18 protein-coding genes are annotated in these 20,896 nt (G+C 65.4%); 2 read left to right on the top strand and 16 right to left on the bottom strand.

Annotated features, from left to right (window positions below; genetic code table 11):
* Positions 1-48 precede the first annotated feature (48 nt).
* Together HWX39_RS20620 and HWX39_RS20615 are read right to left on the bottom strand one after the other, a co-directional pair.
* A complete protein-coding gene (locus tag HWX39_RS20620; RefSeq protein WP_006478692.1) occupies positions 49-264 on the bottom strand; it encodes a YdcH family protein in 216 nt (71 codons plus the stop codon).
* 76 nt (positions 265-340) lie between these two features.
* On the bottom strand, positions 341-1,099 hold the full coding sequence (locus HWX39_RS20615; RefSeq protein ID WP_175969737.1) for a hypothetical protein: 759 nt from the start codon (positions 1,097-1,099) through the stop codon (positions 341-343).
* Between the two features lie 160 nt (positions 1,100-1,259).
* On the opposite strand from HWX39_RS20615, the gene HWX39_RS20610 reads away from it, so the two are divergent.
* Together HWX39_RS20610 and HWX39_RS20605 are read left to right on the top strand one after the other, a co-directional pair.
* Positions 1,260-3,584 carry a Tex family protein gene (locus tag HWX39_RS20610; RefSeq protein ID WP_175969736.1) on the top strand — a complete coding sequence of 775 codons (2,325 nt, stop codon included), beginning with the start codon at positions 1,260-1,262 and terminating at the stop codon, positions 3,582-3,584.
* A 416-nt stretch (positions 3,585-4,000) separates the two neighbouring features.
* The gene (locus HWX39_RS20605; protein ID WP_175969735.1) at positions 4,001-5,029 is read left to right on the top strand and encodes a sesquiterpene cyclase; all 1,029 of its coding nucleotides are present in this window, start codon (positions 4,001-4,003) and stop codon (positions 5,027-5,029) included.
* Positions 5,030-5,051: 22 nt separating this feature from the next.
* Here HWX39_RS20605 and HWX39_RS20600 read toward each other — a convergent pair whose 3' ends face one another.
* The 14 genes from HWX39_RS20600 to ispG all read right to left on the bottom strand — a co-directional run bounded on the left by HWX39_RS20600 (position 5,052) and on the right by ispG (position 20,850).
* On the bottom strand, positions 5,052-6,968 hold the full coding sequence (locus HWX39_RS20600) for a potassium transporter Kup (protein ID WP_175969734.1): 1,917 nt from the start codon (positions 6,966-6,968) through the stop codon (positions 5,052-5,054).
* Between the two features lie 276 nt (positions 6,969-7,244).
* Positions 7,245-7,841, bottom strand: a complete 597-nt coding sequence (locus HWX39_RS20595) for a phosphoribosyltransferase (protein ID WP_175969733.1) — start codon at positions 7,839-7,841, stop codon at positions 7,245-7,247.
* 7 nt (positions 7,842-7,848) lie between these two features.
* Complete coding sequence (locus HWX39_RS20590) at positions 7,849-9,195, bottom strand: adenylosuccinate synthase (protein WP_175956029.1); 1,347 nt, start codon at positions 9,193-9,195, stop codon at positions 7,849-7,851.
* A gap of 113 nt (positions 9,196-9,308) precedes the next feature.
* Positions 9,309-10,457, bottom strand: a complete 1,149-nt coding sequence (locus HWX39_RS20585; protein WP_089440226.1) for an ATP phosphoribosyltransferase regulatory subunit — start codon at positions 10,455-10,457, stop codon at positions 9,309-9,311.
* 102 nt (positions 10,458-10,559) lie between these two features.
* Positions 10,560-10,751 carry a DUF2065 domain-containing protein gene (locus tag HWX39_RS20580; RefSeq protein ID WP_175969732.1) on the bottom strand — a complete coding sequence of 64 codons (192 nt, stop codon included), beginning with the start codon at positions 10,749-10,751 and terminating at the stop codon, positions 10,560-10,562.
* A 36-nt stretch (positions 10,752-10,787) separates the two neighbouring features.
* Positions 10,788-11,687 (bottom strand): protease modulator HflC, encoded by a 900-nt coding sequence (locus tag HWX39_RS20575; protein ID WP_175969731.1) that lies wholly within the window; start codon positions 11,685-11,687, stop codon positions 10,788-10,790.
* A gap of 15 nt (positions 11,688-11,702) precedes the next feature.
* A complete protein-coding gene (hflK, locus tag HWX39_RS20570) occupies positions 11,703-13,043 on the bottom strand; it encodes an FtsH protease activity modulator HflK (RefSeq protein ID WP_175969730.1) in 1,341 nt (446 codons plus the stop codon).
* Between the two features lie 47 nt (positions 13,044-13,090).
* Positions 13,091-14,266 (bottom strand): GTPase HflX, encoded by a 1,176-nt coding sequence (hflX, locus tag HWX39_RS20565; protein WP_174946413.1) that lies wholly within the window; start codon positions 14,264-14,266, stop codon positions 13,091-13,093.
* 72 nt (positions 14,267-14,338) lie between these two features.
* Positions 14,339-14,578 carry an RNA chaperone Hfq gene (hfq, locus tag HWX39_RS20560; protein ID WP_006399927.1) on the bottom strand — a complete coding sequence of 80 codons (240 nt, stop codon included), beginning with the start codon at positions 14,576-14,578 and terminating at the stop codon, positions 14,339-14,341.
* A 154-nt stretch (positions 14,579-14,732) separates the two neighbouring features.
* Entirely contained in the window at positions 14,733-16,070 is a 1,338-nt protein-coding gene (gene der / locus HWX39_RS20555; RefSeq protein WP_175956026.1) for a ribosome biogenesis GTPase Der, read from the bottom strand.
* A 247-nt stretch (positions 16,071-16,317) separates the two neighbouring features.
* Positions 16,318-17,463 (bottom strand): outer membrane protein assembly factor BamB, encoded by a 1,146-nt coding sequence (gene bamB / locus HWX39_RS20550; protein ID WP_175969729.1) that lies wholly within the window; start codon positions 17,461-17,463, stop codon positions 16,318-16,320.
* Between the two features lie 41 nt (positions 17,464-17,504).
* Complete coding sequence (locus tag HWX39_RS20545) at positions 17,505-18,134, bottom strand: tetratricopeptide repeat protein (protein WP_175969728.1); 630 nt, start codon at positions 18,132-18,134, stop codon at positions 17,505-17,507.
* A 54-nt stretch (positions 18,135-18,188) separates the two neighbouring features.
* Positions 18,189-19,529 carry a histidine--tRNA ligase gene (gene hisS / locus HWX39_RS20540; protein ID WP_039360260.1) on the bottom strand — a complete coding sequence of 447 codons (1,341 nt, stop codon included), beginning with the start codon at positions 19,527-19,529 and terminating at the stop codon, positions 18,189-18,191.
* Between the two features lie 16 nt (positions 19,530-19,545).
* The gene (gene ispG / locus HWX39_RS20535; protein WP_175969727.1) at positions 19,546-20,850 is read right to left on the bottom strand and encodes a flavodoxin-dependent (E)-4-hydroxy-3-methylbut-2-enyl-diphosphate synthase; all 1,305 of its coding nucleotides are present in this window, start codon (positions 20,848-20,850) and stop codon (positions 19,546-19,548) included.
* Positions 20,851-20,896: the final 46 nt, after the last annotated feature.

Below are 20,896 nucleotides of genomic sequence, written 5' to 3'. Positions count from 1 at the left end.
GTTCCTGTGTCCAGCGCCCGGGCGGCGCCGGCGCTTGCCAGGCCGCGCTCAGGCGCGCTTATCCGGTTCCAGCTGCGATTGCAGCAAAATGATTTTGTCCTTGGCCGCCAGCTTTTCCTTCTTCAGCCGGTGCAGCGTGATGTCGTCGATGTCGGAGTGCCCTTCCTTCAGCTCGATCTCCCGAGCGAGCTGCTGGTGCTGCTCCTGCAATGCAGCCAAACGGTTGTGCAATTCCTGCTGCTGTTCCGTGTGACGGTTTTGCATAGTTGCCTCCTCATCGAAGCAGCGCGCCGACTGGCGTGCCCGCGCGCCCGAGACTGATCCCGATCAATCCAACACGTTACTGCCCCTGCTGTTGCTTCTGCTGCGCCTTCTCGGCCGCTTCCTTCTGACGCCGCTCGACATCGGCCTTGTGCTGCTCGGCTTCCTTCTGCTTCTGCTCGTAGCGCGCGGCGTTGTCCGCCCGCTCCTGCGCCTTCTGCGCGGCCTGCTGGTGCGCCTGGTCGAGCTTGCGCTGGAAGTCGGCCTGCTTCTGGTCGTATGCCTGCTTGCTCGCCGCGCGCTGCGGCCCTTCCGCGCCGCGCTGCGCCTGCTTCAGTGCATTTTGCTCCTGCTTGTCGCGGAACGCAGCCGCGTTTGCCGCATCGTTCGCCTCGCGCTGCGGCGCCTCCGCCGCGTTCTGCGCCGCCTTCAGCGCCTGCTGCTGGTCACGCTGCTGCGCGCGCACCGCCCGCTGCTCGTCGTTGAGCGCGAGCTGCTCCTGGCGGATGCTCGCCCGCTCGTCGCGCATCTGCTCACGCGCCTTGCCGAGACAGTGATTGACGAAGAACTTGCTGTAGCAATCGTGCTCGGCCACCGCATAACGATAATCGTTTTCTGCGGAGCGTTGATTGAGCACTTTTTGACGGGCGTCGAAATCCGGTGTGGCCGTGGCCATCACGGGCGCAGCCGCGGCGGCAGCGGCGGCCGGCGCGGTTGCGTCCGAAGCTTGCGCGAACGCGCCGGAGGGCCCGGCAGACAAAGCCGCGGCGAGCGCTGCGCCGAGCGCGACGAGAGAAATTCGGGAAGTTGGCAACGTCGTAGGAAAGCTGCGGGACATGTGTCAAATTCTATCACCCCCGGCTGGACGCTCCGCCATTTATGGCAAAATGCCCCGCTTCACTCACCCGCGGCATCTGGCCCGTCGGGCCCGCCACGCAGCCCGCCGCTTCGGGCCTGCCGGCCCGCGCCGCGATTTCAGCAGGCACATCATCCACGACATGACGGAAACCGTAGCACTCAAGATCGTACAGCGCATCGCCACCGAACTGTCCGTCCAGCCGCGCCAGGTCGCGGCGGCAGTGCAACTCCTCGACGAAGGCTCGACCGTTCCGTTCATTGCCCGGTACCGCAAGGAAGTGACCGGCAACCTGGACGACACGCAGTTGCGCCAGCTCGAAGAACGCCTCCTGTATCTGCGCGAACTCGAGGATCGTCGCGCGGCGATCCTGTCGAGCATCGACGAACAGGGCAAGCTGACCGACGAACTGCGCGCCGCGATCGATGCGGCCGACAGCAAGCAGGTGCTCGAAGACCTATATCTGCCGTACAAGCCGAAGCGCCGCACGCGCGCGCAAATCGCCCGCGAAGCCGGCCTCGAGCCGCTCGCGCAGGCGCTGCTCGCGAACCCGCTGCTCGACCCGCAGGCCGAGGCGGCTGCGTATGTCGACGCCGACAAGGGCGTCGCCGACGTGAAGGCCGCGCTCGACGGCGCGCGCGACATCCTGTCCGAACAGTTCGGCGAGACGGCCGAGCTGCTCGGCAAGCTACGCGACTACCTGCACAACCAGGGCGTCGTGTCGTCGGCCGTCGTCGAAGGCAAGGAAAACGAGGAAGGCGAGAAATTCCGCGACTATTACGACTACGCGGAAACGATCAAGACCGTGCCGTCGCACCGTGCCCTGGCGCTGTTCCGCGGCCGTAACGCGGGTGTGCTGACGGTCAAGCTCGGTCTCGGCGAAGAGCTCGACGCGCAGGTGCCGCATCCCGGCGAGGCGATGATCGCGCGCCATTTCGGCATCGCGAACCAGAACCGCCCGGCCGACAAATGGCTGTCCGACGTATGCCGCTGGTGCTGGCGCGTGAAGGTGCAGCCGCATATCGAGAACGAGCTGCTCACGCAGCTGCGCGAAACGGCCGAAACCGAAGCGATCCGCGTGTTCGCACGCAACCTGAACGACCTGCTGCTGGCCGCGCCGGCCGGCCCGAAGGCCGTGATCGGCCTCGACCCCGGCCTGCGCACGGGCGTGAAGGTCGCGGTTGTCGACCGCACCGGCAAGGTGCTCGCGACCGACACGATCTACCCGCACGAGCCCCGCCGCGACTGGGACGGCTCGATCGCAAAACTCGCACGCATCGCCGCGCAGACGCAGGCCGAGCTGATCAGCATCGGCAACGGCACCGCGTCGCGTGAAACCGACAAACTCGCGAGCGAACTGGTCGCGAAACACCCGGAGCTGCGCCTGCAGAAGATCGTCGTGTCGGAAGCCGGCGCGTCGGTCTATTCGGCATCCGAGCTGGCCGCGAAGGAATTCCCGGAGCTCGACGTATCGCTGCGCGGTGCCGTATCGATTGCACGCCGCCTGCAGGATCCGCTCGCCGAGCTCGTGAAGATCGAGCCGAAGGCCATCGGCGTCGGCCAGTACCAGCACGACGTGAACCAGCGCGAACTCGCCCGCTCGCTCGACGCGGTCGTCGAGGACTGCGTGAACGCGGTCGGCGTTGACGCGAACACCGCGTCGGCCCCGCTGCTCGCCCGCGTGTCGGGCCTGAACGCGACGCTTGCGCGCAATATCGTCGACTACCGCGATGCAAACGGCCCGTTCCCGTCGCGCGAGCACCTGCGCAAGGTGCCGCGCCTCGGCGACAAGACCTTCGAGCAGGCCGCCGGCTTCCTGCGCATCAACGGCGGCGAGAATCCGCTCGACCGCTCGTCGGTGCACCCGGAAGCCTATCCGGTCGTGGAGCGGATGCTCGCGAAGATCAACAAGCGTATCGACGACGTGCTCGGCAACCGCGAGGCGCTGTCGGGCCTGTCCCCCGCTGAATTCGTCGACGAACGTTTCGGCCTGCCGACCGTGCGCGACATCCTTGCCGAACTGGAGAAGCCGGGCCGCGATCCGCGCCCGGAATTCAAGACCGCGACGTTCCGCGAAGGCGTCGAGAAGGTCTCGGACCTCGTGCCGGGCATGACGCTCGAAGGCGTCGTGACGAACGTCGCCGCGTTCGGCGCATTCGTGGACATCGGCGTCCACCAGGACGGCCTCGTCCACGTATCCGCGATGTCGACGAAGTTCATCAAGGACCCGCACGAAGTCGTGAAGGCCGGCCAGGTCGTCAAGGTGAAGGTGCTCGACGTCGACGTGAAGCGCCAGCGCATTGCGCTGACCATGCGCCTCGACGACGACGCGGCAGCGCCCGGCATGTCGTCGCGCGGCGGCCAGGATCGCGGCAACGCAGGGCGCGGCGCCGCCCGCCCGCAGCGTTCGCGCGAGCCGGAACCGGCCGGCGCAATGGCCGCGGCGTTCGCGAAGCTGAAACGCTGAGTCCGCGAAAGTCTTCTCGACATACAAAAATGCCCGCCTTCCGGCGGGCATTTTTATTGAGTCGTCGTACACATTTCCAATATTCGCGATGAAAACAGACTATGCGCGTTTTCATCATCATTTACCCGCGTTTAATCGGCCAATTGAACAATCCGCGTTGTGGGAAACGTTTTCTTGACGCTTCACAAGCGGTACATAAAATAAATCTGCGAACGACAGCAATTTGATGCTTCCGGAATACGCAGCGATTTTTCCGCTCAGCGGCAAGGTTCTCAGCAGCCCTCGCGCACGCCATGCATTTTCCGGCCCTCCCGTTTTTCAGTCTCGCTGTTTGCAATCGATTCGCGACGTATTGCATCCGGTAGTCGCCTGCCCGGTGAACCGGGACGGATTCGCGAAAAATGGATCGGGAAACCATGACAGAAGACCATCTGAAAACCGAACTGGCCGCATTGCACATTCCCGTTTTCGATGTGCCGTGGGCCGGCGCCTGTTCACCGCACGTCGAGCGAATCGAATCGCGCATGCTCGAATGGGCCGACGCATATGGCATGTTCGTCAGCGATGCTTACCGGGAACGCGTCGCGCGCACCCGGTACGGCTGGCTCGCCGCGCGCTGCTACCCGAACGCCGATCCTTCCCTGCTGCAGGCGCTCGCCGATTATTTCGTGTGGTTCTTTCTCGTCGACGACCTGTTCGTCGATCGTGTGGCGCCGGTCGGCCCTGATACGTTGCGCAATCTGACCGCGATGATCGATGTGCTCGACTACGAATGTACCGGCCCCCAGCCTGTCTATGGCGAGCGAGCGTGGCTGGATCTGTGCCAGCGCCTGCGCGCACGCCTGTCGGCCGAACATTTCGCGCGCTTCGCACAAGGGATGCGCCTGTGGGCCACCACCGCCGGGCTTCAGATCCTCGCCCACCTGGGAGCCGAGCCCGTCGCAATCCCGCAATACGAAACGATCCGGCGTCACACGAGCGGGATGAATCCGTGCCTCGCGCTGGCGGACGCGGCCAATGCCGGCGCCGTCCCGCCCGATACGTTTCATCGGCCGGAGATCCAGACGCTGTGCCGGCACGCGAACCATATCGTCTGCTGGAGCAACGATATCCAAAGTGTCGGCGTCGAGGCGCGCCAGCCAGGGCAGTTCAGGAACATGGTGCTGATCCACGCGTCGCGCGGCCATACGCTGCAGGCAAGCGTCGACTACACGGCCGAGCGCGTACGCACCGAGATCACCGACTTCGTCATCTGCGCCGATGCACTCGCACGGCACGCCGACACGCGTGTGCGCGGCCTCGTCGACGGCTGCCGATACTGGATACGCGGCTATCTGGATTGGGTGGCGCGGGATACGCAGCGCTATGCGGCTGCGTTCGCGGCCGGCGATGCGGACGATCGCGGCCTGATTGCCGGATCGGATGATTCGGCGGCGCGCGACTGAACGGCGCGCGCCGCCCCCGGGGTCAGATCTCTATCTTCGTCCCGAGCTCGACCACGCGGTTCGCCGGGATCGAGAAGAAGTCGGTCGGCTTCGCGGCGTTCTGATGCATCCACGCGAACACCCGCTCGCGCCAGATCGACATCCCGGGCAGATGCGTCGGCACGACCGTTTCGCGTGCGAGGAAGAACGACGTGTCCATCAGCTCGAACGTCATGTCGCGCGTGCGGCCGAACTCCTCGAGCACAGCCTTCACGTCGGGCGTCTCGTTGAAACCGTACTCGGCCTTCACGATGTACAGCCCGCCGCCCGCATCGCGCGAGCTCAGGCGCTTGTCATCGCGCACGTAAGGAAAGTCGCGTGTGACGAACGTCAGGAAAATGGTCCGCTCGTGCAGCACCTTGTTGTGCTTCAGGTTATGCAGCAGGCTGACGGGCACGAGCTTGTCGTTGCCGGTCAGGTAGATCGCGGTGCCCGACACGCGATGCGGCGGATGCGCGAGCAATCCCTGCAGGAACGGCTCGAGCGGAATACCGTCTGCCGCCGTGCGCTCCTTCACGATGTGGCGCCCCTTGTACCAGGTCATCAGCAGGAAGAACAGCAACGCGCCGATGCCGAGCGGCAGCCAGCCGCCCTGCGCAACCTTCAGCAGGTTCGCACCGAAAAAGCCGAGATCGACCATGAGGAAGACCGCGATGATCGCGCCGACCAGCAGGCGGTTCCAGTTCCACACCTTCACCATCACGACGGCCGCGAGCACGGTCGTGATCACCATCGTCGCCGTCACCGCGATGCCGTACGCGGCCGCGAGGTTGTCGGAGCTCTTGAAGCCGACCACGATGCAGAGGATCACGAACAGCAGCAGCCAGTTCACGACCGGCACGTAGATCTGGCCGATCGCGAGATCGGACGTATGCAGCACCTTCATGCGCGGCACGTAGCCGAGCTGGATCGCCTGCGACGTCAGCGAATACGCCCCCGAGATCACGGCCTGCGACGCGATCACGGTCGCGACCGTCGACAGCACGACGAGCGGCAACAGCCCCCATTCGGGCGCCAGCAGGAAGAACGGGTTCTCGATCGCTTTCGGGTTCTGGATCAGCAGCGCGCCCTGCCCGAAGTAGTTCAGCACGAGCGACGGCATCACGAGCCCGTAGGCCGCGATGCGGATCGGCTTCGCGCCGAAGTGGCCCATATCCGCGTAGAGCGCTTCCGCACCGGTCAGCACCAGCACGACCGAGCCGAGCACGACGTACGCCTGCAGCAGGTGGTCGGCCATGAACGACGCCGCGTAATACGGGTTGATGGCCGCCATGATGCCCGGCACGCGCACGATGTGGTACACGCCGAGCGCTGCGATCACGACGAACCACAGCACCATGATCGGGCCGAACAGCTTTCCGACCAGCGCGGTGCCATGACGCTGGATCCAGAACAGCGCGATCAGGATCGCGATCGTGATCGGCAGCACGAGATGGGACAGGTGCGGCGTCGCGATTTCGAGACCTTCGACCGCCGACATCACCGAGATCGCCGGCGTGATCACCGCATCCCCGTAGAACATGCACGCGCCGAATATCCCGAGCGCCATCAGCGCGCCCGCGACGCGGGTCTTCGAATCGAGCGGCCGCAACGACAGCGCCATCAGCGCGAGCACGCCGCCTTCGCCGTTGTTGTCCGCCCGCATCACGAACAACAGGTACTTGATGCCGACCACCAGGATGATTGCCCAGAACAGCAGCGAGATCACGCCGAGAATCGATGCTTCGGTGAGCGGAATGCCGTGTGCGGGGCTGAACGCCTCCTTGAGCGAATACAGCGGGCTGGTGCCGATGTCGCCGAACACGACGCCGATGGCTGCTATCGCTAGCGCCCGCATCGAGTGTTGGTGCGTCGAATGCGGCGCGTGTGCTGCGTCGGTCGCGTGGATCGTGTCGTTCATAGAAAGCGTAATAATCGGGTCCGGGTCGGACAAAACGAGCGCTATTCTACTCGCGCCCCCGTGAATCGCCGCCTTGCTCTGTTGCCTTGTAACCACGTGATCCACGCTGCGCATGCAATCTGGCGCGAGCTGTGGCAGGGCTGCCAATCATAGCCGGGGCAGCGCCATCTGCCTACCCGATCCACGGTACGCGCGGCGCCGGCACGCATGGCGCCCCAATGAAAAACGGCGCCGCAAGCGGCGCCGTATGAGGCTTTCCTTCGATTGGCCGGCCGCTTACGCGCCCGAGCCGTTGCGCTGTGCGCGACCGCGCTTGATCCACGCCTCGAGGTTGTGCGGCCGAACCGTGTCCCACTCCTCGAACGGCTGATGAATCCACGGATTCGTCGGCAGAAACTGCGTGTGATAGTCGGGCTTGACCTTGGAGCAACCCTTGTACCAGAGCACGGCCGAGCGCACGGCCGTCACCGACGGATAGCGCTCCTTCAGGTGCTCCTGCACGCGCGCAAGCGTCACGCCCGAATCGACGAGATCGTCGACCAGCAGCACGTTGCCCGCCAGGTTGCCGCGCGTCATCGTGATGTACTGCGCGATGTCGAGATCGCCCTGCTCCGTGCCGGCCGCCTCGCGGTACGAACTCGTCGCGAGGATCGCGAGCGGCACGTCGTAGATGCGTGACAGTTGATCGCCGACGCGCAGGCCGCCGCGCGCGAGGCACAGGATCTGGTCGAACTTCCAACCCGATGCATGCACCTGCAGCGCGAGCAGCTCGATGAGACGGTGATACTCGTCCCAGCCTACCCACAGGTTCTTGTCGTCGTTGCGCGGATCGGTCATCAAGTCTGCCGCTGTCATCGTGATTTGCTGCGTCATCTGAAAATTACACCTTGAACGGATGGCGGAGCAGAATCGTTTCGTCGCGGTCCGGCCCCGTCGACACCATGTCGACCGGCACGCCAGCCACTTCCTGGACGCGGGCCAGGTACGCCTGCGCGTTTGCCGGCAGCGCTTCCCACGTCTTGATGCCGACCGTGCTTTCCTTCCAGCCGGCAAACGTTTCGTACACAGGCTCGCAACGGGCCACATCGGCAGCGCCGCGCGGCAGGATGTCCGCATCCTTGCCGTCAATCTTGTAGCCGACGCACAGCTTGACTTCGTCGAGGCCGTCGAGCACGTCGAGCTTCGTCATGCACAGGCCCGACACGCCGTTGATCTGGATCGAGCGGCGCAGCGCAGCTGCGTCGAGCCAGCCCGTGCGGCGCGGACGGCCCGTGACCGAACCGAATTCCTTGCCGACGTTGGCGAGCGTGACGCCGACCTGATCCTGACGCTGCGGATTGTCCGCATCGTACAGTTCGCTCGGGAACGGGCCCGAGCCGACGCGCGTGCAGTAGGCCTTCGTGATACCGAGGATGTAGTTGAGCTTCTGCGGACCCACGCCCGCGCCAGCCGACGCCGCACCTGCGACGCAGTTGCTCGACGTGACGAACGGATAGGTGCCGTGATCGATGTCGAGCAGCGTGCCTTGCGCGCCTTCGAACAGCAGGTTCTGGCCCGCATTGTTCGCGTCGTACAGGCGGCGCGACACGTCCGCCACCATCGGCTTCAGGCGGTCGGCATAGCCGAGCATCGTGTCGAGCGTGGCCTGGAAATCGACGGCCGCGCCGCCCAGGTACTGGGTCAGCACGAAGTTGTGGAAATCGAGGTTTTCGCGCAGGCGGTCGGCGAAGGTCTTCGCGTCGAACAGGTCCTGCACACGCAGCGCGCGGCGGCCGACCTTGTCTTCGTACGCGGGGCCGATGCCGCGGCCCGTCGTGCCGATCTTGCCCGCGCCCTTGCGCGCTTCGCGCGCCTGGTCGATCGCGATGTGGTACGGCAGGATCAGCGTCGTGGCTTCGGAGATGAACAGGCGGTCGCGTACGTTCACGCCGGCTTCTTCCAGCTCGCCGATTTCCTTGAACAGTGCTTCGGGGGACAGGACGACGCCGTTGCCGATGTAGCAGGCGACGCCTTCACGCATGATGCCCGACGGAATGAGGCGCAAGATCGTTTTCTTGCCGCCGATGATGAGGGTGTGGCCGGCGTTGTGACCGCCCTGGAAACGCACGACGCCCTGAGCGTGGTCCGTCAGCCAGTCGACGATCTTGCCCTTGCCTTCATCACCCCATTGCGTTCCCACGACGACGACATTGCGCCCGGGAGTCACGTTCACTGCGCTGGCAGACATGTTGATTCGTTAGCTGGTTAAAAACGTATTCTACCTATGTTCGCGGGCGATTCCGAATTTTTCCGTTTCGCTTCAACGATATGCACGCCGAAGCACGTCCCGCGAACGTCTGTTTATCGGGGTTCGACCACCCATGCGCCGTTGCGCTCGACGAGCGAACGGTCGCAGGCGAACTCGTCGAGCACATGATCGTGGCCCGGCAGCGCCTGGATCACGACCTCGCCCGCATCGCGCAGCGCCGCCACGGCCGCGCTCAGCGCGTCGTCCTGCGCCCACGGCGCGAGAATCGCAGTGCCGCGCGCCTCGACCGGCGAAATCCGCGCGAGTTCGCGCAGGTCGAGCGAGAAGCCCGTAGCCGGACGGGCACGGCCATACGCCTGGCCGACATGGTCGTAGCGGCCGCCCCGCGCAATCGCGTTCGGCACGCCGTCGATGTAGGCGCTGAACATCGCACCGCTGTGATACGCATAGCCACGCAGGTCGCCGAGATCGATCGCCACCTCGGCACCCTTCGCCTGCGCCGCCAGTTGCGCCAGATCGTCGAGCGCTCGCGTGATTTCGGGCAGCACCGGCAAGCGTGCGCGCGCCTCGGCGAGCACGCTCGCGTCACCGTAGAGATGCGGCAACGCGCGCAGCGCGGCGCGCGTGTCGGCGCCGAGATCGTCGGTGAGCTCGTTCAGCAGCGGCACATCCTTGCCCGACAGCGCGTCGTACAGCGACTCGCCGCGCTCGGCAGCCTGCGCGTCGCGCGCCAGCAGCGCCGCGAGTACGCCCGCATGGCCGAGGTCGAGGCGGATGCGCGACAGGCCCGCGAGATGCAGCGCGTCGAGCATCAGTTGCTGGATCTCGAGATCAGCTTCCAGCCCGGCGTGCCCGTAGATTTCGGCGCCGATCTGGATCTGCTCGCGCGTCGCGTGCAGGCCGCGCGGACGCGTATGCATCACGTGGCCCGCATAGCACAGGCGCGTCACGCCCTGGCGGTTCAACAGGTGCGCGTCGATCCGCGCGACCTGCGGCGTGATGTCCGCGCGCAGGCCGAGCGTACGGCCCGACAACTGGTCGACCAGCTTGAAGGTGCGCAGGCGCAGGTCGGCGCCGCCGCTCGTCAGCAGCGACTCGAGATACTCGAGCAGCGGCGGCATCACCATTTCGTAGCCATACGAACGGAAGCGGTCGAGCAGCCTGCGGCGCAGCTCCTCGATCTTGCGCGCTTCCGACGGCAGTACGTCGGCGATATTCTCGGGAAGTAACCAGGTCGACATCGGTACGGTCCTACGACGGGAAACAGCGCGCGACACGCGCGCCGCGATGTGAATCGGAAATTCTGAATTCGGGCGGGACAAACGGCGGATGCGCCGTCCGGATCAGGTCGCGAGCAGCAGCAATATGAGCCCGAGCACCATCACGATCAGCCCGCCGATCCGGATATGATGCGGCGGCCGCTCAGCTATTCTACGAAACGTGTCGCGCCAGGTAACGGGAAACACGAAGGGGAACGCCCCCTCGATGATCAGCATCAGCGCTACTGCAAGCAACAACGAGCCAGCCAGGTCCATGCGAGCGACGGCGCCGCTCGACGCGGCGCCCCAAGGTCAATGTTTGCGGGGAGCAGGCGCCGCTGGTGCGGCACCGCCCGTCGGGCTGCGCATGAAGCGGAAGAACTCGCTGTCGGGATCGACGACGATGATGTCGTTGCGCTTGAACGTGTTCCGGTACGCCTGCAGGCTCGCGTAGAACTGATAGAACTGCGGGTCGCGGCCGAACGCATCGGCGGCAATCGTCGCGGCCTTCGCGTCGCCCTCGCCCTTGATCGTCTGCGCGGACTTGTACGCGTTCGCGAGCACGGCCTGCTGTTCGCGTTCGGCGTCCGCCTTGATCTGCTCGACGTCGGCCGCGCCTTGCGCACGCACCTGCGCCGCCTGATCGCGCAGCGCGCCGATCATCCGCTGATAGACGGCGTCGGTCTGAGCGGCCGGCAAGTCGACGCGCGTCAACTGGACGTCGACCACGTCGACGCCGAAGCCGGACACCTTCGCCTTCACTTCGTCGCGCGCCGCATCGGCGATCGCACGCTGGCCGCCGAGCGCGTCGTCGAGCGCGCGCTTGCCGAACGCGTCACCGAGTGCGCTCTTCAGCGCGCCGGCGAGACGGTCGCCGGCCGCCGACGGGTCGCCGCCCGTCGTCGTGAAATACTTCATCGGATCGCTGATCCGGTACTTCACCGCGTAAGCGACGAGCAGGTCATGCTTGTCTTCCGTTGCCAGTTGCAGCGGATCCGACGACTCGAGCGATTGCAGGCGCGTGTCGATCAGCGTGGCCGTCTGCAGCGGCGGCGGCAATTTGAAATGGATGCCCGGGCCTGCCAGCTCGGGTTGCGCGCCATCGCGCCCCGACAGCACGGCCGCATGGCGCGGATCGACGGTAAGGACTGTCGACGATGCCGCGAAGGCAACGATCACGATTGCGACGACGAGCGCAATGATTCGGTTCATGTTCTGCGCTCCCCGTTACTTCAGATCGTCTTCGCGCGACCGGCTGCGAAACGCCTCGCGCGATCGCAGCACGTCGTTGCCCGACGCACCCACGGCCGACGCCGCACTTGCAGGTGCCGCTGCAGCCGGCGCGACAGCCGCCGGTGCCGACGCGGCATCGGGCGCGGATGCGCCAGTGGACGCCGCGGCGTTTTGACGCCCCTGCTCGACGAGCTTGTCGAGCGGCAGATACACGACGCTGTTGCCGCCCTTGTTGCCGACGAACACCTTCGTCGCGTTCGAATAGATTTCCTGCATCGTCTCCAGATACATCCGCTCGCGAATCACCGCGGGCGCCTTCGAGTACTGCGCATAGACCTGCTTGAAGCGATCGGCATCGCCTTCGGCTTCCGTGACCACGCGATCGGCATACGCCTTCGCTTCGTCGACAAGCTTCGCCGCATCGCCCTGTGCCTTCGGCAGCAGGTCGTTTGCATACGCCTGCGCCGCGCGCTTCGCGGCCTCGCGCTCGTCGCGCGCCTTCGCGACTTCACCGTAGGCGGCTTGCGTCTGCTCGGGCGCCGCAACGCTCTGCATCGTGACGGCCGTCACCTCGAGCCCGGACTGGTAGCGATCGAGATCGCGCTGGATCGCGGCGGCGAGTTGCTCGCGCAGCGCGTCGCGGTCCTGGTTCAGCACGTCGGCTGCGCTGCGCGTGCCGACGATCGCACGTACCGCGGCCTGGGCAGCCTGCGACACGCTGCGCTCGGGATCGACACTGCGGAACAGGTAATCGGTCGCGGAACGGATCCGGTACTGGACGATGAAGCGCACGTCGACGATATCGGCATCGCGCGTCAGCATCGCCGCTTCCTTCACGTTCGCGAGACGCACGACGTTGTTGCGGCCGATCTCGATCGAGCGGACCTGCGACGTATCGACGATCTCGTGCGACGCGAACGGATACGGCGCACGCCAGTGCACGCCCTGGCCGACCGTGCCCGACAGCTTGCCGAGCTGCAGCACGACGCCCGTCTGCCCTTCCTGTACGACGAACAGCCCGCTGCCAGCGTAGACCGCGACCAGCACGCCGATCACGATGCCGACGCCGACGCGTGCGGCTCGCCCGTTGTCAGGACGGAAACCGTTGCCGCCCTTGCCGCCGAACAGGCCGTTCAGGCGCCGGTTGAAGTTGCGCCACATCTCGTCGAGATCGGGCGGACCATCGCCGTCGCCGCCTTGCGGACGCTTCGACTCGTTCGGACGGGGACGGGATCCGTCTTTGCCATTGCTTTCGCCGCGTCCCCACCGGGGATCGTTGATCGACAGCAAGGCGCGCATCCGCCGCCAGGTACTCCGCTCGTTGTATTCGTTCACCAGAGTTTGTTCACCAGATTGGACGCCGGCGAACCGGCCGGGACCGGTTAGCGCCCGTGTTCGGAAATCGTGTGGTCTTCGTGTGGTTCAGCGGGGGCGCCGTCGAGCGCGCCGTTGGGTAACGTCGCGCTGGAAAGGTGTTCCGCGGAGGCGATTTCGGCGATGGCGGCACGCAACGCGTCAAGACCCTGACCGGTGCGCGCGCTCAAAAAGACGCGCGAAATATTACCATACTCGTCCCGCTCGACCGCGTCGCCGCGGGCCGCCAGCTCAGGCACGGCGTCGATCTTGTTGAACACCAGCACCTGCCGGATCGTGTCCGCGCCGATCTCGTGCAGCACACCATTGACCTGCTCGATCTGTTCAAGCCTGACCGCGCTCGACGCATCGACCACGTGCAGCAGCAGATCCGCATGGATCGTTTCCTCGAGCGTCGCGCGAAATGCCGCGACCAGTTGGTGAGGCAACTCGCGGATGAACCCGACCGTATCCGACACGACGATCTGGCCGACCTCGTCGCCGAGGTACACGCGCCGCGACGTCGTATCGAGCGTGGCGAACAACTGGTCGGCCGCATAGGCCTGCGCTTTCGTCAGCGCGTTGAACAGCGTCGACTTGCCCGCGTTCGTATAGCCGACGAGCGACACCGACATCGTGCCGCTGCGCGCGCGCTGGCGGCGTTGCGTGCTGTGTTGCCGGCGCAACCGGTCGAGCCTCGACTTCAGCATCTTGATGCGTTCGCCGATCAGCCGGCGGTCGGTTTCGAGCTGGGTTTCACCGGGGCCACGCAGGCCGATACCCCCCTTCTGCCGCTCAAGGTGGGTCCACGCGCGAATGAGCCGCGTCGACAGATACTGAAGCTGCGCGAGTTCGACCTGCAGCTTGCCTTCGTGGCTGCGGGCGCGCTGTGCAAAGATGTCGAGGATGAGGCTGGTGCGATCGACCACACGCCTGTTAAGTGCCTGCTCCAGATTACGTTGCTGGGCTGGCGCCAGTGCGTGGTTGAAGATGACGATTTCGACGTTGTGTGCGTCGCAGGCGAGCCGGAGTTCTTCGGCTTTGCCACTGCCGATGAACATCTTGGCATCGGGACTGGAGCGACGACCCGTGAGGGTGACTGCGGGACGGGCCCCCGCGCTGGAGGCGAGAAGACTGAGTTCTTCGAGACTGGCTTCGAAATCGGTCTTGCCGAAATCGATGCCGACGAGCGCTGCGTTGATCAAATTTTCAGGTGTCAAGATAAGGCGGCTGGCATCGGTCGCTCGCGGCGACCGGATGCCGGCCGCTGCGATAGGTTAGGACGAGGCTTCCGCGTCCGGGTGGAAATTCACCGGGCGCGCCGGCACGACCGTCGAGATGGCGTGCTTGTACACCATCTGGGTCACCGTATTACGGAGCAACACGACGTACTGGTCGAACGATTCAATGTTCCCTTGAAGCTTGATGCCGTTGACGAGGTAGATCGAAACGGGAACGTGCTCTTTGCGCAGTGCGTTCAAAAACGGGTCTTGTAACAATTGCCCTTTGTTGCTCATGGCGTACTCCATCTTTTTTTGCAGGTTGATCTGGACTGGCGGCGAAGAAAAAGAGATCCGGCGCCAATCGCTACACTATAGCCGATTTTGCCTGGCCCGCCCGGGGCATAGGCCTTGCGGCCAACCCCTTGCGTGACGCGTGTAACAGACGTCTTCAGCTCTTGTCCGCGTACGGATTGTTCGACGAACGGAACTCTATGCGCAATGGAGTCCCTGTCAGTGAGAAAGTTTCGCGGAACCGGTTTTCCAGGTAGCGCTTGTACGTTTCCGTCACGGCATCGAGCGCGTTGCCGTGGATGACGATGATCGGCGGATTCTGGCCGCCCTGGTGTGCGTAGCGCAGCTTCGGACGCACCGGGCCGCGACGGCGCGGCTGCTGGAACTCGACGGCCTCGATCAGCGCGCGCGTGAGCTTCGGCGTCGGCAGCTTCGCCATCGCCGCCGCGTACGCGTCGTCGACCGAGCGCATCAGGGTGCCGATGCCCGTTTTCTTCGCGGCCGAAATGAAGTGCGATTTCGCGAAGTCGAGGAATTTCAGCTTGCGGGTCAAATCCGCTTTCGCACGATCGCGCGCGTGGTCGTCGAGCCCGTCCCACTTGTTCACGCCGATCACGAGCGCACGGCCCTGCTCGACGACGAAGCCGGCAATGTGCGCGTCCTGGTCGGAGATGTCCTGCTGCGCATCCAGCAGAAGAATGACGACGTTCGCGTCGGAGATCGACTGCAGCGTCTTCACGACCGAGAACTTCTCGATCGCCTCGAACACCTTGCCGCGGCGCCGCAGGCCGGCCGTGTCGATCAGCGTGTATTTCTTGCCGTTCCGCTCGAAGTCGACGTAGATCGAATCGCGCGTCGTGCCCGGCATGTCGAACGCGATCACGCGATCCTCGCCGATCAGCGCGTTCACGAGCGTCGACTTGCCGACGTTCGGACGGCCGACGATCGCGATCTTGATGCCGCGCGACGGGTCGTTGTCGTCTTCCTCTTCTGGCTGGTCCGCGTACGCGACTTCCAGCGCCTCGTTGATCATGTCGGTCACGCCGTCGCCGTGCGCGGCCGAGATCGCGCGCGGATCGCCGAGCCCGAGCTCGTAGAAGTCGGTCGCGACCGCCGTGTACTTCATCCCCTCGGCCTTGTTGACGACGAGGAAGATCGGCCGGCCGGTCTTGCGCAGGTAGTCGGCGATCGACTTGTCCTGCGGCGCGAGCCCGTTGCGGCCGTCGACGATGAACACGACGACGTCGGCTTCCTCGACGGCCTGCCGCGTCTGGCGTGCCATCTCGTGCAGAATGCCGTCCTTCGCGACGGGTTCGAAGCCGCCCGTATCGACGACCAGGTACGGCCGCTCGCCGACGCGCCCTTCGCCGTAATGGCGATCGCGCGTCAGGCCCGGCAAGTCGGCAACCAGCGCATCGCGCGAGCGCGTGAGCCGGTTGAACAGCGTGGATTTCCCCACATTGGGGCGCCCAACTAGGGCAATGACCGGTTTCATCAGTGTTTTCTACGGTGAAGCGCAGCAGCGGGAGGCCCGCTGCTGCGGGCGGCTGCGCTGAATGAAAATATCACGAATTCGCGCAGCGCCGGATGCGCGCGCCGGGCACGCGTTGCGCGCCGTCGTCTTTCGTCTCGAACTGCCTTTCAAATACCGAGCGGCCGGGAACACCGGCCGCCTTCATGTCGCCCGGCCGGGGCGAGCGGGACAAGCCCGCCGCGCCGCGGCCGCGCATGTTTCCTGCGCGTCAGCGCGGGCGGAAGCCGTACAGGCCGCCGTCCTTCGTCTGCACGACGAGCGTATTGCCCGCGAGGACCGGCGCCGCCGTAATCGCGCTGCCGTCGGTCTTCATCCGTGCGATGAAGCTGCCGTCTTCGCGCGACAGGAAGTGCACGAAGCCCTTGTAATCGCCCAGCACGACCGCATGCCCGAGCAGATACGGCACGCCGACGTCACGGCTCTTCAGCTTGTCGTTGCGCCACAGCTGGTTGCCCGAGGCGGCATCGTACGCCGTCACGACCGACCAGTCGTCGCCGCCGGCGACGACCGAATCGTCCTGCGCGAGACCGCTACGGCTCGAGAACGGCTTTTCCCACAGCGGGCGGCCCGAGTTTGCATCGAAGCAGCCGAGCTGCCCCTGGAACGTCACCGCGCAGGCTTCCGCACCCACGAGCGTCGGCGGGCCGCTGACGTCGTTGATGCGCTCGACCTCGGTCACGCCTTTCGGAAACGATACCGGCGTCTGCCAGAACGGCTCGCCCGTCTGCAGGTTGATTGCGACCAGCCCGCCGCCAGGGAAGCCCGCCAGCACCGCGGCGTCACCCGCGAACGTCATGCCGGCCGATACGCGCAGGTTCAGCGGCACCGAGCGGTTGCGGTAGTTCCACTTCTGCTCGCCCGTCTGCGCGTTGAACGCGATCACCTGGCCGTCGATCGTGCGGACGACCACGAGGCCGTTGCCCACGAGCGGCGGCGAGAAGATCTCGCCCTGCACGCTGGTCTTCCACAGTTGCTTGCCGTCCGGACCCAGCACGAACACGCCGCCCTTCAGCGCGCCGACCGCGGTCAGGTTGCCGTCGCTGCCGACACCGGCCGACAGGTCGGAGCCGACCTTCGCGCGCCAGAGCGTCTGGCCCGTCTTCGCGTCGATCTTCTCGACCGAACCGTTCTCGCCCGCTGCATAGACGGCGTCGCCCACGGCCACCGGCGAGAACAGGTAGCGTCCGCCCTTGCCGACGCTCGCCTTCCAGACCTGTTGCACGTCCATCACGGGCTTGAACTCGGTGAGCGGCGTCGGCACGCGGCGCGCGTCCTTCGACGACGAGCAGGCCGCCAGAGCGAGGACAGCCGCCGCGCAGGCAACGGGCACAGCGTAACGTTTCAGCAAATTCATCGGTTAGCGAAGCAGAGTTAAGAGGTTGAGGGGACCGGGGTTCAGCCGCCGAGCGCGTCCAGCTTGAACTGCACGAGCTGACGCGCAGACTGGTCGTCCTTCGACAGGCCGTCGAGCGCGAGCTTGTAAGCCGCGCGCGCATCGTCGGTCTTGCCTTGCGCGGCAAGCAGGTCGCCACGGCGATCGGCCACGAGGCCCTTGAATGCATCGACCGGCGTACCCGACAGCAGCGCGAGGCCCGCATCGTACGCCTTCTCGTCGAGCAGCAGCGACGCGAGACGCAGCTTCGCGATCTGCTTGTACTCGTCATCCTTGGCGTGATCGACGGCCCATTGCAGCTGAGCCTTCGCACCGGCCAAATCGCCGGCCGCGTACAGCGTCTTCGCAGCGGAAAGCGCCGTCATCTGCGCGTACGGCGTGCTGCCGAACTTGTCTTCCATGTCGGCGGCCGCGCGAGCCATCGTCGCCTTGTCGTTCGCGGCGGCAGCCTTCTGGACCTGCTCGTACAGCCCGGCCGCCTCGGCCGCCTGACGGCGCTGCCAGTAGTTCCATCCGTTGAAACCGGCCGCGACCACGAGCGCCGCGAGCACGATCCACGTGGTGAGGTTGCCCCAGCGGGCCCACCACGCCTTGAGACTTTCTATCGATTCTTGTTCGTCGTGATAACTCATCGGCGAGCGATTCCTTCGTGTTCAGGCTTTTTTGTCGAGCGGATGTCAGCGCGATCAGTCGTCGCCGTCTTCGGCGGATGCAACCATCGCATTGATTAGGAATTCGGTCAAGCCTTCGACCGGTACGGTCTGCTGAACGTTCTTTTCCCCGTCTCCGCCCGCACCGCGCAGCGCTTTCACGCCCACCGTGCCGTTCGCGACCTCTTCCTCACCGAAGATCACCGCGAACGCGGCGCCGCTTGCGTCGGCCCGTTTCATTTGCGACTTGAAGCTCGCCGGCGCGCCGTCGGCGCTGCAGTGGAAGATCACGTCGAGGCCCGTGTCGCGCAGACGCTCGGCCGCGATGAACGCCTGTTCGCGCGCGGTCTCGCCCTGGTGCACGACGTATACGTCGACGCCTTCCTGCTCGGGTGCGAGATCCTCTTCCTTCAGCAGTTCGAGGATCCGCTCGATGCCCATCGCCCAGCCGCACGCGGCGGTCGGCTTGCCGCCGAGCTGCTCGATCAGCGGATCGTAGCGACCACCCGCCGCGACCGTGCCCTGCGCGCCGAGCTTGTCGGTCACCCACTCGAACACGGTCAGGTTGTAGTAGTCGAGACCACGCACGAGACGCGGGTTGATCTTGAACGGAATGTTGTTCGCGAGCAGCAGGCGCTGCAGCCCTTCGAAGTGCGCACGCGATTCGTCGCCGAGGAAGTCGATCAGCTTCGGCGCGTTCTGCGCGATTTCCTGCAGCGCGGGATTCTTCGTGTCGAGCACGCGCAGCGGGTTCGTATACAGGCGGCGCTTTGCATCCTCGTCGAGCACGTCGGCGAACTGCTCGAGGTACTTGATCAGTTCGACGCGGTGCGCGGCGCGCTCTTCGGCGAGGCCGAGCGAGTTGATCTCGAGCTTGATGCCGGTCAGGCCGAGGTCGTCCCACAGGCGCTGGCACATCATGATGATCTCGGCATCCGCATCGGGGCCCGCGAAGCCGAGCGCCTCGACGCCGACCTGGTGGAACTGGCGATAGCGGCCGCGCTGCGGACGCTCGTGACGGAACATCGGGCCGATGTACCACAGGCGCTTCGGGCCGTCGTACAGCATGTTGTGCTCGATCGACGCGCGCACGACCGCCGCGGTATTTTCGGGGCGCATCGTCAGGTTTTCACCGTTCAGCGCGTCGGTGAAGCTGTACATCTCTTTTTCGACGATGTCGGTGACCTCACCGATGCCGCGCGTGAAGAGCTGCGTGTGCTCGACGATCGGCGTGCGGATGTTCTGGTAACCGTATGCGCGCAGCAGCGATTTCACCGTAGCTTCGAAGAACTCCCAAAGGCCGGCATCCTGCGGGAGGATGTCGTTCATGCCCTTGACGCCGGTGAGCTTCTCGATCTTGCGTTTTTGTTCAGTCATCGTGTGTGTGGACGAATTAGTTCGTGGCCTCAGCGCGGCCGTAATTGCGTGCGACGTAGTCGCTGACGATCTGCTGGAATTCCTCGGCGATCCGCTCGCCGCGCAGCGTCTTGACCTTCTCGCCGTCGATGAAGACAGGCGCGGCCGGGTTCTCGCCAGAGCCCGGCAGGCTGATGCCGATGTTCGCGTGCTTCGATTCGCCCGGGCCGTTGACGATGCAGCCCATCACCGCGACGTTCATTTTCTCGACGCCCGGATACTCCTTGCGCCAGACAGGCATCTGTTCGCGGAGGTAGGTCTGGATCTGCATCGCGAGTTCCTGGAACAGCGTGCTCGTCGTGCGGCCGCAGCCCGGGCACGCGATCACCATCGGTGCGAACGAACGCAGGCCCATTGTCTGGAGGATTTCCTGGCCGACGATCACTTCGCCCGTGCGCGACGCGCCCGGTTCCGGCGTCAGCGAAATGCGGATCGTGTCGCCGATCCCTTCCTGCAGCAGCACGCCGAGTGCAGCCGTCGACGCGACGATGCCCTTCGAGCCCATGCCGGCCTCGGTCAGCCCGAGGTGCAGCGCGAAGCCGCAGCGGCGGCCGAGTTCGCGGTACACGGCGATCAGGTCCTGCACGCCGCTGACCTTGCACGACAGAATGATGCGGTCGCGGCCGAGGCCCAGCTCGACCGCACGCTCGGCCGAGCCGATCGCCGACTGGATCAGCGCCTCGTACATCACGCTCTGCGCATCCCACGGCTGCGAACGCGCACCGTTCTCGTCCATCATGCGCGCAAGCAGATCCTGGTCGAGACTGCCCCAGTTCACGCCGATCCGCACCGGCTTGTCGTACTTGGCCGCAGCCTCGATCATCTGCGCGAACTGCGTATCGCGCTTCGCACCCTGGCCGACGTTGCCCGGGTTGATCCGGTACTTCGACAGCGCCTCCGCGCAGCCCGGGTAGTCGCGCAGCAGCAGGTGGCCGTTGTAGTGGAAATCGCCGACGAGCGGCACGGTCACGCCCATGCGGTCGAGCTGCTCGCGGATCGCCGGCACGGCGGCCGCGGCCTCGGGCGTGTTGACCGTGATGCGCACCAGTTCGGAGCCCGCGTTCGCGAGTTCCTTGATCTGGATTGCCGTGCCGATCGCGTCAGCCGTATCGGTATTCGTCATCGACTGCACGCGCACCGGCGCGTCGCCGCCGATCGTCACGAGCTGCCCGCCCCAGCGGACATCCACCGCATGCGATACACGGCGCGGCTGATGCCCGCCGAACACCGGCTCGGTTGAACAAATCTGACTGCTGCGTGGGGATTGAGCTTCGGATTGCATCGATAGATCCATTTACGCGGAATGCGCCGCGACGCGGCGCATGAAT

The organism is Burkholderia sp. BCC0322 (genome assembly GCF_902833045.1).
GTDB lineage: Bacteria > Pseudomonadota > Gammaproteobacteria > Burkholderiales > Burkholderiaceae > Burkholderia.
Note: the sequence above shows the minus strand (reverse complement) of the source record. Positions and strands in the feature narration are given on the sequence as shown.

What these genes read in the sequence shown, in the direction of transcription:
- HWX39_RS20620 (WP_006478692.1), bottom strand. Translation starts at nt 264, where the DNA reads ATGCAAAACCGTCACACGGAACAGCAGCAGGAATTGCACAACCGTTTG.
- HWX39_RS20615 (WP_175969737.1), bottom strand. Translation starts at nt 1,099, where the DNA reads ATGTCCCGCAGCTTTCCTACGACGTTGCCAACTTCCCGAATTTCTCTC.
- HWX39_RS20610 (WP_175969736.1), top strand. Translation starts at nt 1,260, where the DNA reads ATGACGGAAACCGTAGCACTCAAGATCGTACAGCGCATCGCCACCGAA.
- HWX39_RS20605 (WP_175969735.1), top strand. Translation starts at nt 4,001, where the DNA reads ATGACAGAAGACCATCTGAAAACCGAACTGGCCGCATTGCACATTCCC.
- HWX39_RS20600 (WP_175969734.1), bottom strand. Translation starts at nt 6,968, where the DNA reads ATGAACGACACGATCCACGCGACCGACGCAGCACACGCGCCGCATTCG.
- HWX39_RS20595 (WP_175969733.1), bottom strand. Translation starts at nt 7,841, where the DNA reads ATGACGCAGCAAATCACGATGACAGCGGCAGACTTGATGACCGATCCG.
- HWX39_RS20590 (WP_175956029.1), bottom strand. Translation starts at nt 9,195, where the DNA reads ATGTCTGCCAGCGCAGTGAACGTGACTCCCGGGCGCAATGTCGTCGTC.
- HWX39_RS20585 (WP_089440226.1), bottom strand. Translation starts at nt 10,457, where the DNA reads ATGTCGACCTGGTTACTTCCCGAGAATATCGCCGACGTACTGCCGTCG.
- HWX39_RS20580 (WP_175969732.1), bottom strand. Translation starts at nt 10,751, where the DNA reads ATGGACCTGGCTGGCTCGTTGTTGCTTGCAGTAGCGCTGATGCTGATC.
- HWX39_RS20575 (WP_175969731.1), bottom strand. Translation starts at nt 11,687, where the DNA reads ATGAACCGAATCATTGCGCTCGTCGTCGCAATCGTGATCGTTGCCTTC.
- hfq (WP_006399927.1), bottom strand. Translation starts at nt 14,578, where the DNA reads ATGAGCAACAAAGGGCAATTGTTACAAGACCCGTTTTTGAACGCACTG.
- der (WP_175956026.1), bottom strand. Translation starts at nt 16,070, where the DNA reads ATGAAACCGGTCATTGCCCTAGTTGGGCGCCCCAATGTGGGGAAATCC.
- bamB (WP_175969729.1), bottom strand. Translation starts at nt 17,463, where the DNA reads ATGAATTTGCTGAAACGTTACGCTGTGCCCGTTGCCTGCGCGGCGGCT.
- HWX39_RS20545 (WP_175969728.1), bottom strand. Translation starts at nt 18,134, where the DNA reads ATGAGTTATCACGACGAACAAGAATCGATAGAAAGTCTCAAGGCGTGG.
- hisS (WP_039360260.1), bottom strand. Translation starts at nt 19,529, where the DNA reads ATGACTGAACAAAAACGCAAGATCGAGAAGCTCACCGGCGTCAAGGGC.
- ispG (WP_175969727.1), bottom strand. Translation starts at nt 20,850, where the DNA reads ATGCAATCCGAAGCTCAATCCCCACGCAGCAGTCAGATTTGTTCAACC.